The following is a 12,578-nucleotide window of genomic DNA, read 5'->3' as shown; positions in this document are numbered from 1 at the left end:
TATTAGCTTTTTATTAAAAAGGCACACCCCTTGCGATGTTTATTGCGTTGACCGACTGACGGCCAACTGCCATCTCATTTCGTCATCTCTGACTACGCTTGAGATCGCAGCACCGTCATCACGACCCATAATCACAACGTCCATCGCATTGGGAGACATTGCATGAGCACCTCCACTCGCCTCCTCACCGGCGTCCTCGCCACCACGTTTGCCGGCACCCTGCTGGTCTCCGCTGCTGCTCAGGCAGATCGCGAAGACTGGCCTGAGAGCTTCACCGTTGGCACCGCGAGCCAGGGCGGCACCTACTTCGTCTACGGCTCCGGCTGGGCCAACCTGGTCGCTGACCAGCTCGGTCTGTCCGGTGGCGGCGAAGTCACCGGCGGCCCGACCCAGAACCTGGCTCTGGTACACGGTGGCGATGTCGCCTTCGGCCTGACCACCATGGGTCCGGCTTCCGACGCGGTGAACGGCAAGAGCCCGCTGGCCCCTGGCATCCAGATGGACAACGTCTGCGCCCTGTTCCCGATGTACGAGACTCCGTTCTCCATCACCGCCCTGTCCGACAGCGGCATCACCTCAATCTCCGAGATTCCCGACGGCGCCCGTATCGGCTTCGGCCCGGCAGCCTCCACCTCCGACACCTACTTCCCGGCCATTCTGGAAGAGCTGGGCGTCAACTTTGATCGCCGCAACGGAGGCTGGTCTGACCTTGGCGGTCAGCTGCAGGACGGCCTGCTCGACGTGATTGCCTTTGCCGCCGGCATTCCGATCCCTGCGGTCAGCCAGCTCGAAGTGCAGACGGACGTCAACATCATCGAATTCACCGAGGAAGAGCAGCAGCAGATCCTCGAGGCCTTCCCGGTCTCGGCCTTCCAGATCCCGGCCAGCACCTACACGACCCTCGAGGAAGATGCCCGTGCGGTGTCCATGTGGAACTTCGCCATCGCTGGCTGTGACCTGCCGGAAGACTTCGTCTACGAGGTCACCAAGGTAACCATGGAAAACAACGACAAGATGCTGGACGTGCACCGCAGTGCCGCCACCACCATCCCTGACAACATTCAGTACAACACCGTGCTGCCGTTCCACCCCGGCGCCGCGCGCTGGTACGAAGAAAACGGCTACGAGATCGATCCGTCTCTGGTCAAGCAGTAACGCTATTACCCGCCCGCAGCCAGGCTGCGGGCGGGGCACTGGCCGGTCGTTCGTTTCCCAAGGTATCGCTCCATGACTCACACCCCCGATTCTCCCCGCGACGAGCAGGCGACCGACACTCCGGTCGAACCCATCGTCGCCTCGGGCGTCGACGACGAAGCCGTCGAACCCAATCGTCGTCTGTTCGAAGGCGGCAAGTGGTGGCTATTCGGCATTCTGGCCGTGGCCTATACCGTCTTTCACCTGGTCTCCCTCAATATCTATCCCATCGAGACCTGGTCGTTCCGCATTATCCATATCGCCGGCGCCCTGATCCTCGGCTTTGGCCTGTATACCGGCTCCCGCTTCGTTGAGGAGGGCCAGGACGGCGCCCCCCGCTGGGCCAGCATTATTGCTCTGGTCCTGCTGGTGCCTGCCGCCTACGCATTGCTGCAGACGGTGCTGATGCAGCAGACCATGGCAGGCGGCGCCATGCGCATCGATCCTGCCATCGAAAACTGGCACTACGGCGCCCCCCTGATCATCGCCACCCTGGGGGCCATCGCGCTGTCATGGATTCCTCGCCAGGCGCGTCATCAGCTGTTGCTTGCTGACGTGGTGCTGATGGTCTGTGCCGCCGCCGTGGCAGGCTACCTGCTGGTGGTCTTCAACAGTCCGTTGCGCGCCTCGACCGGCACCTCATTTGCCCCCATGGGTATCAGCTGGGCAGCCATCGCCGGTTCGCTGCTGATCCTGGAGCTCACCCGCCGTGTCGCCGGTCTGGCCCTGGTCGTCATCTCGGCGATCTTCCTGGCCTACGTGTTCATGGGCCCGTGGCTGCCGGGCTTCCTCGGCTATCCCGGGCTGTCACTCGGACGTTTCTTCAGCCAGGTCTACACCGATGCTGGCATTCTGGGGCCGACGACCGCCGTGTCATCGACCTATATCATCCTGTTCATCATCTTTGCCGCCTTCCTGCAGGCGTCGAAGGTCGGCGACTACTTCGTCAACTTTGCCTTCGCCGGTGCCGGTCGTGCGCGCGGCGGCCCGGCCAAGGTCTCGATCTTTGCCTCTGGCCTGATGGGCATGATCAACGGCACCAGTGCCGGCAACGTGGTATCCACCGGCTCGCTTACGATTCCGCTGATGAAGAAGGTCGGCTACCCCGCACGAAGTGCCGGCGCCATCGAAGCCGCTGCTTCTACTGGCGGCCAGATCATGCCGCCGATCATGGGTGCAGGGGCCTTTATCATGGCCGAGATCACCGGGATTCCCTATACCGAGATCGCGGTCGCGGCGCTGATCCCTGCCATCCTGTACTTTGCCTCCGTCTACTTCATGGTTGACTTCGAGGCGGCCCGCAAGGGCATGCGTGGCATGCGCAAGGAAGAAATTCCCCAGTTCTCATCGCTGATCAAGCAGGTCTACCTGTTTGCTCCGATCATCATCTTGATCGTGGCCTTGTTCATGGGCTACTCGGTGATCCGTGCCGGCACCCTGGCCACCGCTTCCGCGGCTGTCGTCAGCTGGCTGTCGCCGCACAAGATGGGAATACGCTCCATCCTTCGCGCCTTGAGCCTGGCCGGCACCATGTCGATCCAGATCATCGCGGTGTGTGCCTGCGCCGGCCTCATCGTCGGGGTCATCGCGCTGACCGGTGTGGGCGCTCGCTTCTCCTCCCTGCTGCTTGGATTGGCCGGCGTCAGTCAGCTGCTGGCGCTGTTCTTTGCAATGTGCATCTCGATCCTGCTGGGCATGGGCATGCCCACCACGGCGGCCTATGCGGTGGCAGCATCGGTGGTCGCCCCCGGCCTGATCGATATCGGCATTCAGCCGCTGGTCGCCCACTTCTTCGTGTTCTACTTCGCCGTGGTGTCTGCCATTACGCCGCCCGTAGCCTTGGCTTCCTATGCCGCAGCAGGCATTTCCGGTGACAACGCCATGGGGACCTCGGTGGCCTCGTTCAAGATCGGCCTGGCGGCCTTCATCGTGCCGTTCATGTTCTTCTACAGCCCGGCCATGCTGATGGAAGGCGACTGGGCGCAGATCCTCAGGGTAGGTACCACTGCGACCATCGGTATCGTGCTGCTGGCAGCTACCGTGCAAGCCTGGTTCTTTGGTCCGGTCAAGGCCTGGCAACGCCTGGTGATGCTGGTGGGCGCCCTGTGCCTGATCTACGGCGGCATCGTCACCGACCTGGCGGGTCTTGCCATTGCCATCGGCCTGTTCTTCATGCAGCGCGCCAGCGGCGGTGGCGCCAGAAGTGCCACGACTGGCTGATACACGCGCAGTGCGCCGATGTGACGTCAACTAACCCTCGCCCCGCCATCTGGCGGGGCGTTCTTTTGGCCACTCGGAGCGGGCCATGAGGCCCACCAACGACGAAGGCCCCGCCAATGGCGAGGCCTTCGTTCTTGTTATCGTGGTGGCCCGCATCGGGCCAAGGGTCCAGCGTTGTTGTTATGTGAGCGCCGAAGGTCAACCCGACAGTCAATGACCGGCGAGATTATCAACGATCTTCAGCGTCGGCTCTGCCTGATTCAGGGTGTAGAAGTGCAGGCCGGGAGCGCCGCCATCCAGCAGCCGCTGTGCCAGGCGCGAGATCACCTCTTCACCAAAGGCCGCGATAGACGCGCTATCGTCACCGTAGGCTTCCAGCTGCTTGCGAATCCAGCGCGGAATTTCCGCCCCGCAGGCGTCAGAAAAACGCGCAAGCTTGGAGTAGTTGGTGATCGGCATGATGCCGGGAATGATCGGCGCTTCCACACCCAGCTGGCGCGCGCGCTCGACGAAATGGAAATAGGCGTCCGCAGTGAAGAAGTACTGAGTAATCGCCAGGTTCGCTCCGGCGTTCATCTTGCGCGCAAAATTCTGGAGATCGGCCTCAAAGCTCGGGGCCTGAGGATGCGACTCGGGATAGGCGGCCACCGCGATCTCGAAGTGATCCCCGGTTTCCTGCCGGATGAACTCTACCAGTTCATTGGCATAGCGCAGCTCACCGATCCCCCCCATACCCGAAGGCAGATCACCGCGTAGCGCCACCAGGCTATTGATGCCCTGGGCCTTGTAGTCTGTCAGCAGGTCACGCAGCTGGGCTTTCTCGCTGCCGATGCACGACAGGTGCGGCGCAGTGGTGATACCGCTCTCACGCACGGCATTGACGGTCGCGATGGTACGGTTCTGCGTCGAGCCGCCGGCGCCGTAGGTAACTGAGAAGAACCGCGGGTTACGCTCGGCCAGAAGATCCCTGTTGCGCATCAATTTCTCCCGCCCGGCATCGGTGTTCGGAGGGAAAAATTCAAAGCTGATGCCCAACGGGTGCTCTTGTGCGCTCATAGCCAGTGGTCCTTATCGCGAGTGGCGGATCACCGCCACAGGGTGCCCGATCATGTGATGTCCGCCATTGTGACGACTCCACCGCGTGACCACCAATGAAAGTTTCGCGAGTGAACTTCAATTTCTTTCATATAAAAAAAGAGAAATTGATAACCATAAATTCTAAAGACTCCTGTGGCTGGCGTCATCAATGGTCTACTGACACCCTCACTGCCAACGGGCATCATGTTGGCTTCGCCACTCACTCAAGGATGATGTTCATGGCTGTCGACCCCAGCTCACTGATGGGCCCACTATGGACGCTGCTCGCCTTCGTCGCATTAGGGGTACTGGCGGCCAGGATGTTGAGAGTGGATGCTCGCCCCGTGGCGACACTGCTGGTCTACCTGATCGCCCCGTTGACCTTCTTCAGAGCCCTGGTGCTGGGTGGGCCCACCCCCGCCTACCTGGCGCTGACAGCAGCCTTGTTCGTGATCGCAAGCCTGGTGGCAATGGGCGTCAACCTACTGGGCAAGCGTTGGCTTCCAGATGAAGAGGGATCGGTGCTTGCCTTCTCGGCGGGCACCGGCAATACCGGCTACTTCGGCCTGCCTGTAGCGCTGGTGCTGCTGCCGCCCTCGGGCGTCACGCTGTATCTGTTCTGCGCTCTCGGCGTCACCCTCTACGAGTTCACCGTGGGCTTTTACCTTAGTGCCAGAGGGCGCTTCTCAGTGCGCGACAGCCTGCTCAAGATTGTCCGACTGCCACTGGTCTACGCGTTTCTGGCAGCGCTGCTGGTGGAAGGCGTTGGCATTCACGTACCCGCCGAGGTCACCGATGCCATGGCGGTGTTTCCTGCCACCTACACCCTGCTCGGCATGATGATCATCGGTATGACGCTGGGCCGCGTATCGCCGCGCTCGCTGGACGGTCGTTTCATTGGCGCCTGTGTGGCAGTGCGCTACGCCCTCTGGCCAGTGCTGATGCTGATAGCCGTTGTGCTGCTTCAGCTGACCATCGGGCTAACTAGGGATATGGCGCTGGCGTTGTTGCTGGTCGGCGTCGTGCCCATGGCCGCCAACGTGGTGGTGGTGGCCATGGAGCTGGGTATCGCCCCAGAAAAAGGCGCGCTGGCGGTGCTCATCACCACCCTGGCTGCGCCCCTGGTCATCCCGCTATATCTCAGTGCCATGCTGGCACTGGTGGGACTGAGCTAGCCCGAGGTCCTACCCGGAAAAACGGGTTCTACCAGAACCGCCTGGCCTGAGGGGCGCGCTCTTAGCCGTTCCACGTACGCGCGGACGCGGGGGACCGCCTCAACCAGGGGCTGAGCAGGCGGCGTGGCCACCATGTAATCCAGCATGGGGGCCGCCAGCGCATCCGCCAGAGTGAAGTCATTCCCCGCCAGATAGTCTCTTCCCTCCAGCCGTGCGTCGATAATCCCCAGCATCTTCTGCGCGTCCGGGGTGGCTTCACTCAGTTTGTCTGCACGAACCTGGCCATTGGCTCCCCTGGGGAACACCAATTCCAGCAAGTAGCGTCTGACGATGGCCTGGTCCACCTGGGTGGCCAATGCACTGCACCACTGGTCCACCACGGCACGCTCCCAGATATCCGTTGGCAGCAGCGCTGGGCCCTCAAAGGCGGCGTCCAGATAACGACAGATGGCAACACTTTCATAGAGGCGCCGCTCGCCATGCAGCAAGACCGGAATCTTGTCGAAGGGGTTGAGTGCAAGCAGCTCGGGCGTATGCAGCCCCACGGAGATACCATCGGCCTCAAGGCCAACGCTGTGCTCTATGCCCTTCTCATGACACACCAGCATCACGCTACGCACGAAGTTCGAGAACGACGGACCTACTATATAAACACTTGCCATGCCAACCTCCCCTATCTATCAGACACGGAACCGCCGGCAGTCGCCGACGTCTGCTGCGTGAGTCGTACTCACTCGTCTTGCAGCATGGCCGCTGGCACCATATGTTCAACAACATATTTTGTCGCCGGATACCGCCCATGCCCTGGAGCAACGAACGCAAGCGCGAGACCCGCCATCGCATTCTCGATGCAGCGGCTCGCTGCTTTACCCAACGAGGCTACGATGCCGTCAGCATCGACGAGGTGATGGCCGACGCCGGCCTGACCCGGGGTGCCTTTTACGCCCACTTCGACAGCAAATCATCGCTCTACGCCAATGCCATTCGTCATGCGGCCAGACGTGGGGCCATTGAGCTCGAGCAGCTCGAAAGTCGAGAAGCGCGTATCGATGCCTATCTGAGTCAGTCCCTCGACAAGGACGAGGTGGCCTGTCCGCTGGCCTGTCTGGTCAGCGATGTAGCACAGCGCGACGAGCAGGTACGCTCCACCTACACCGCCCTGCTGGAAGGCTTTCTGGAGCGCTTTCTCGGGACCTCAGAGATGGACAGCGACGCGCGAAAACGCGCGCTCGGTCAGATGATTGCGATGATCGGCAGTCTGGCCATGGCACGCACGGTCAATGACCCACGACTGGCGGAGGAATTGCTGGAGGCCGGCAGAACGCTGGCAACGGCCAGCGAGCTAACCGGCGGCCGCGGCGCCGCTGTTGGCCAAGAGGCCTGAACAACGAACGCTGAGTCAGGCCGGGCAAGCGAACGGGTGCCTCTCGATGGCGGGTAACAGCCCGCCCTTCTCGGCCCTTCTCGGCCCTTCTCAATCCCTCTCAGGCTCCCGCCAGGGCACCCTCGGGGCAGGCACGTGGCATCGCGGGTTCGGCCTCGATCACACGCCCCTCCCAATCGATCAATGCCAAACTGCCATCGGGACGCTCAATGAGAGCCGTGCAGTGCTCTACCCAATCACCGTCATTGCAGTACAGCACGCCATTCTGGGCGCGAAAACCGGCCTTGTGGATATGCCCCCCCACATAGCCATCCAGACCTTCTCGGCTGGCCTGATGGATCGCGGCCTGCTCAAACTGTTGCACGTACCGCTGCGCGGCACCGATACGGCCTTTCACCGCGGCTGCCAGTGACCAGTACGGCAAGCCCAGCAGACTGCGCGCCTTGTTGCACCAACGGTTAAGCGAAAGCACGAACTGATGCATGCCATCACCCAAGGCCATCAACCATGGGGCCAGGCGTACGTGAGTATCAAACTCGTCGCCGTGACTGACCAGCAGACGACGCCCGTCGGCGGTTTCGTGGATCGCACGACGCTCGATACGCACCCTGTGCATGCGCAAGCCACAGAGTTGGCGCAGCGCAGCGTCATGATTTCCGGGAATATAGATGATCTCGCATCCGCCCTTGGCCAAGCGCAGGATGCGCCCTACCAGCCGCTGCTGTTCGGCAGGCAGCGCAGCGCGTCGATGCATGGCGATCAGATCGATGACATCTCCGACCAGATACAAGCGTTCGGGGCGAGCTCGGCGCAGTAACCGCGACAGCAGCGCTGCCTGACAGTCGCGAGTGCCAAGGTGAAGATCGGAAACAAACAGGGTACGGGCGGTCAGTGACGTGGCCATGAGCATCCTCCTGTGACGCCCTAAAGCCTGTCTCTTCTTGGTGACAGCGGCGTGGCGTGGCCGTGACGATCCGATGACCGCAGGGCGCACTACTGCGCCAATGTGCCTGCCACGTCGGTAGCGCCATCATCCACCGGGTGGGACTCAGCGAATCCCGCCACGCCGACCCCCGCCAGCTGCTGCGCCAACGCTTGCACCTCCGGGTGCATCACAAACCGGCGCCAGCGCGCCGCGCCCACGCTTCCAACCCCTTCACGAGCCAGCCAGTCCCGCTGCGTCATTGCGAACAGCCCGCTCCAGCTATCGCTCTCGTCTAGATCCCCCCTCGCGGGAGCCCCTAGCGCCCGGATCCAGCGGCTGAAGCTGCGATCAGGTGTACGGGAGAAAACGTCAAACAGACGCTGCGCGGTCACTGGCCCGATGCCATCGACCTGGGCCAGCTGCTGTGGCGTCAGCCGTTGCCAGGCGAGCAGGTCATCGATCAACCCCGACTCCAGCAGTGCCCGCCAGGTACCCTCACCGACGCCATCCAGATCCAGCGCCGCCGCTTCGCTCAACCACTCCAGGCGAGCCAGAAACTGCTGGTAGCAGTCAGGCGTGGGATGCCAGCAGCTGAGAAAGTCATAGTCCGCCGGGTCTGGAAGCGTCAGTGGAGCACGTTGGGGGGCTCGCCAGGCAACGCTCTTCACCTGAGGAATGATCAAACCAGCAAGCTGAATGACGGCCTGGTCCCCAGGGCGCAGGTCCCACTGGCGCCAGCGCTCCAAGCTACCCAGACTGACCTGGCTCAGCGTGCGCCCGTCGATGGTCACCGGCACCAGCCGTGCCACCGGAGTGATCCTTCCACTACGCCCGATCCGGAAGTCGATGCCGGCGACCTCCGCCAGGGCTTCCCGTGGCGGATACTTCCATGCCAATGCCCAGGTTGGCGGCTGGTCCGTCCAGGTTGCTGCGCCAGGGCGCCGGCCGCGTTTCACCACCACCCCATCGGTGGCGAACGGCAACGGCGTGCGATGCCAGCGATCGCGCCAGTCGGCAACCTGAGATGGCATGGACACCAGATAGCTGTACTGAGCTACCAGGCCTAGGCCCAGCGCCTCAAGGCCTGCGAGGCGATCTTCCATGTCGTCAGGCCCGGCTGGCCAACCCCAGATGAACACTCCGATACGCTGCCCCTGTTCCTGTGTCAGCGCATCACGCGCCAGCCATCCGGCGATCCGGTTGCGCGCACCGCTGCCACCCTGGGTCCGCTGTACGTGCTGGGACAGTCGCTCGAACAGCTCTCCCTGAAACACCAGGGTGCCGTCATTGGCCCATGCAGACCAGGCGTCAGGTAGGTGCTTGGGGATGGCGTCTATCATGGCAGCGTGGTGAGTCCAGCGACGCCCTTCATGGCGGTTGCCACGGCTGACAAGACCCGCCAACTGACCGTCCCGATAGATCAACGTCATCGCGACGCCATCGACCTTGGGCTGTATCCAGATATCTCGTGTACAGCCGCTCGCCCTCGAGGTTGCCAACTCCACCGCGGCGGCAGTCGAGAGAGCGTCAACGGTACCGGCGTCAAACAACGGGTCGCGAGACAATGCCTGGTCCTCGCTGGCAACAAGTCTGGCGCTGGCAGTCGCCGGAGGCTCCGCGCATACACTATCCAGCCACTGCTCCACCTGGCGGATATCCTCGGCCTTGCGCAAGCCTCCATGAGCCACCGGATGTGCCAGCCGCTGGTCAGACAGCGTCTCATCAACAGACAGCGTCTCGTCAACAGACAACGAGGCGCCTGCCTCTGCAGCGTCGGGAACGGCGAGCGGAAAGCAGACACCTAACTCCTGATAACGCTGCCAGGCCTGGTCGAACACATCGTCACTGACCGGTGAGCTACCATCTTGCCGATAGGCAAGCTCCCAGGCATCGAGCCGCTGCTTTCTCTCGGCAAGTTGCTCGCTGGCAATCGCGTGGGACCACGAGGGACATTGGGCCATGGCAGCGCCGGACAGCGGCCACCACAACAGCAGTAGTATCCATGGGAGCAGAGCGCGCCACCTAGGGATGACGGCGCCGATGACGCTGATATCCTTGCTGCGCATCACTGGCCCTCCGTGGCCACCAACACCAGACCTGCTGGCTCGCACGACATCTTCACGACAGCTATTGCAGACAGCGACTAGATGCCGAGACCGGGCATAGAGACCGGGCTTAGAGACAGGGATTCGAGACAGGCACTCGCTGGCCCTTGTCACCTGTGGCCCTTACCAGCAGGTCCTGAACTGTCGCCCCACCATCCGTCCCACTATCGCCCCACCATCCGCCCCACCATCGCCCCCGCGCTACACGCAGACTCAGATGTCGCCGTGCTGGCGGCTCCGAAGGTGCCGGTCACTCCGCTTTACCGCCCACCACGTCAACCCCAGCAGCGGAGACGCAATGGCGATACCCAGCAATATCTGCTGTGCGATCGTCATAGCGAGGCCTCCCCGGCTGGCCGGTGGGTCGGCATGACAACATTGCCGGCAAGCCGCGACAGCCGCTGGGTCGCCAGCACGAATGCTGGAACACTCAAGGCAATCACGATGACGGCCGTGAGCAAGCCCTGCTGCTGCAACAACATCATCATGATGGCGGCGGCGGTCACCAGGAATGTCGCCAAGGCCGCCGCGACTTCAAGCGCCAGCTTGGTCAAGAACAACTCGCGGTACTGCAGATAGGCATCGCCTTCCAGGCAGCCGTCCTGAGGCTCGCGAGATGACCTTGCTGCACATGGCTCTGAACATGTGTCTGACCATGGCTCTGAACCTGTGTCTGACCATGACGTGACTGATGATGTCATTGTTGGGGGATAGCGCGTATCGACCCTCTGCTGCTCCTGGTATCGGCTCATTTGTTCGATTCCCCTGTCGTATCGCTGTGGGCAACCAGGCAGCACATTTGCCTGACGGGGCCTCTTGGATGGCGGTTCCTCTGTCCTGGAGGACGCTGGCACCTGGCCGGATACTGGTCAGTTTAGTCGGCGGCTGCGAAGGCTACTGTGGACATGCTTGCTAAGGAATAGAACCGGGACCAAATCACACTCTGCCCCCCATCTTGTCGTCACAAAAGGGGAGAAACGCTCACATGAATACGCAAGAAAGTAAGCATCTTCTTCGCAGTCAGTAGCTATTCACCCAACCCTGGAGATATCGCCCCTTGCCGATCGCTGGCAGAACAAAAAAGACCCGCCCAGCTTGGCTGGGCGGGTCTTGGTATGACGGACACCAGGCGGGAGGCTAGCGTGTCGTCAATCTATCACCAGCGGGCACATTACAGCCCTGCTGCACTCCGCAGCGCATCGGCACGATCCACCTTCTCCCACGGGAAGGCGGTGAAGGTCTCGGTGTGAGTCTTGCCCTCGGTATCGGTCCAGCTATAGCTGGCCTCGAAGGGTTCACGGCCGAAGTGGCCGTAGGCCGCTGTCAGCTGATACATGGGGTGCAGCAGGTCGAGCATGCGGGTAATCGCATTGGGGCGGAGGTCGAAGTGTTCACGCACCAGCTCGACGATACGCTCATCGTCGATACGGCCTGTACCAAAGGTATTGATGGAAACAGAGGTAGGCTCTGCCACCCCGATCGCGTAGGACACCTGAATCTCACAGCGCTCTGCCAGCCCCGCTGCCACGATGTTCTTGGCCACATAGCGGCCTGCATAGGCGGCGCTGCGGTCGACCTTGGACGGGTCCTTGCCGGAGAAGGCGCCGCCACCATGGCGCGCCATGCCACCGTAGGTGTCCACAATGATCTTGCGCCCGGTCAGTCCACAGTCTCCTACCGGACCACCAATCACGAACTTGCCGGTCGGATTGATGTGGTAGCGGGTGTTGTCCGACAGCCACTCCGCCGGCAGCACATGTTCGATGATCTCGCGCTGCACCATCTGACGCAGCTGTTCCTGATCGATCTCCGGATCATGCTGGGTCGATAGCACCACCGCGTCGACGGCACAGGGCTTGCCCGTATCGTCGTAGCGCATGGTCAGCTGGCTCTTGGCATCTGGACGCAACCAGGGCAGCAAGCCCTGCTTGCGCAGCTCGGCCTGACGCTCGACCAGACGATGGCTGTAATGAATCGGCGCCGGCATGTACGACTCGGTCTCGTTGGTGGCGTAACCGAACATCAGGCCCTGATCGCCAGCCCCCTGATCCTCCGGCTTGTCGCGATCCACGCCTTGGGCGATCTCGACACTCTGCTTGCCGATCAGGTTCATCACCCCGCAGGTTTCCCCGTCGAAGCCTACGTCGGAGGAGGTGTAGCCAATATCCATGATCACCTTGCGCACCAGATCTTCGAGATCGACCCAAGCGGAGGTGGTGATCTCACCGGCCACGATGGCGACACCAGTCTTGACCAGCGTTTCGCAGGCCACGCGGGCATTCTTGTCCCGCGCGATGAGCGCATCGAGCACGGCATCGGAAATCTGGTCAGCAATCTTGTCCGGGTGTCCTTCGGACACGGACTCGGAGGTAAACAGGGAGTATTCGCTCATGGCGTCCTCGACCCTCTGTAGGATAATCGGCAGGCGGGCCTGGCAGGTGGAAACAGAAGCGTCCGCTGGAGCGGGCGCAATGTGCAGATTCCGCGCGGACCTGGCG

At 62.1% G+C, this 12,578-nt stretch carries 11 protein-coding genes; 4 read left to right on the top strand and 7 right to left on the bottom strand.

The genetic code is table 11. The features are described 5' to 3' along the window. Positions 1 to 162: 162 nt before the first annotated feature. Entirely contained in the window at positions 163 to 1,155 is a 993-nt protein-coding gene (locus JF545_RS12585) for a TAXI family TRAP transporter solute-binding subunit (RefSeq protein WP_206942540.1), read from the top strand. 72 nt (positions 1,156 to 1,227) lie between these two features. After that, a complete protein-coding gene (locus tag JF545_RS12580; RefSeq protein WP_206942539.1) occupies positions 1,228 to 3,414 on the top strand; it encodes a TRAP transporter permease in 2,187 nt (728 codons plus the stop codon). A gap of 210 nt (positions 3,415 to 3,624) precedes the next feature. Here the strand turns inward: JF545_RS12580 and metF are convergent, their stop codons facing one another. Next, the gene (gene metF, locus JF545_RS12575) at positions 3,625 to 4,470 is read right to left on the bottom strand and encodes a methylenetetrahydrofolate reductase [NAD(P)H] (RefSeq protein WP_206942538.1); all 846 of its coding nucleotides are present in this window, start codon (positions 4,468 to 4,470) and stop codon (positions 3,625 to 3,627) included. Between the two features lie 260 nt (positions 4,471 to 4,730). On the opposite strand from metF, the gene JF545_RS12570 reads away from it, so the two are divergent. Beyond that, a complete protein-coding gene (locus JF545_RS12570) occupies positions 4,731 to 5,666 on the top strand; it encodes an AEC family transporter (RefSeq protein WP_206942537.1) in 936 nt (311 codons plus the stop codon). Here the strand turns inward: JF545_RS12570 and JF545_RS12565 are convergent. After that, positions 5,663 to 6,328 carry a glutathione S-transferase family protein gene (locus tag JF545_RS12565; RefSeq protein ID WP_206942536.1) on the bottom strand — a complete coding sequence of 222 codons (666 nt, stop codon included), beginning with the start codon at positions 6,326 to 6,328 and terminating at the stop codon, positions 5,663 to 5,665. The genes JF545_RS12570 and JF545_RS12565 overlap by 4 nt on opposite strands. A gap of 137 nt (positions 6,329 to 6,465) precedes the next feature. On the opposite strand from JF545_RS12565, the gene JF545_RS12560 reads away from it, so the two are divergent. After that, positions 6,466 to 7,050 carry a TetR/AcrR family transcriptional regulator gene (locus tag JF545_RS12560; RefSeq protein ID WP_206942535.1) on the top strand — a complete coding sequence of 195 codons (585 nt, stop codon included), beginning with the start codon at positions 6,466 to 6,468 and terminating at the stop codon, positions 7,048 to 7,050. A gap of 100 nt (positions 7,051 to 7,150) precedes the next feature. Here JF545_RS12560 and JF545_RS12555 read toward each other — a convergent pair whose 3' ends face one another. The 5 genes from JF545_RS12555 to metK form a co-directional block, all read right to left on the bottom strand. Next, positions 7,151 to 7,954 carry a UDP-2,3-diacylglucosamine diphosphatase gene (locus JF545_RS12555; RefSeq protein ID WP_206942534.1) on the bottom strand — a complete coding sequence of 268 codons (804 nt, stop codon included), beginning with the start codon at positions 7,952 to 7,954 and terminating at the stop codon, positions 7,151 to 7,153. 89 nt (positions 7,955 to 8,043) lie between these two features. Continuing rightward, entirely contained in the window at positions 8,044 to 10,041 is a 1,998-nt protein-coding gene (gene ligB, locus JF545_RS12550; RefSeq protein ID WP_206942532.1) for an NAD-dependent DNA ligase LigB, read from the bottom strand. Positions 10,042 to 10,293: 252 nt separating this feature from the next. Then, positions 10,294 to 10,416, bottom strand: a complete 123-nt coding sequence (locus JF545_RS20085; protein ID WP_261315831.1) for a hypothetical protein — start codon at positions 10,414 to 10,416, stop codon at positions 10,294 to 10,296. Next, positions 10,413 to 10,634: a hypothetical protein gene (locus JF545_RS12545; protein WP_206942530.1), complete on the bottom strand. Its 222-nt coding sequence runs from the start codon at positions 10,632 to 10,634 to the stop codon at positions 10,413 to 10,415. Before JF545_RS12545 ends, JF545_RS20085 begins: the two co-directional genes overlap by 4 nt. Before the next feature lie 617 nt (positions 10,635 to 11,251). After that, entirely contained in the window at positions 11,252 to 12,472 is a 1,221-nt protein-coding gene (gene metK / locus JF545_RS12540; RefSeq protein WP_206942528.1) for a methionine adenosyltransferase, read from the bottom strand. Positions 12,473 to 12,578 lie beyond the last annotated feature (106 nt).

Origin of the sequence: Halomonas litopenaei, from assembly GCF_017303055.1 — a bacterium.
GTDB classification, from domain to species: domain Bacteria; phylum Pseudomonadota; class Gammaproteobacteria; order Pseudomonadales; family Halomonadaceae; genus Halomonas; species Halomonas litopenaei_A.
Note: the sequence above shows the minus strand (reverse complement) of the source record. Positions and strands in the feature narration are given on the sequence as shown.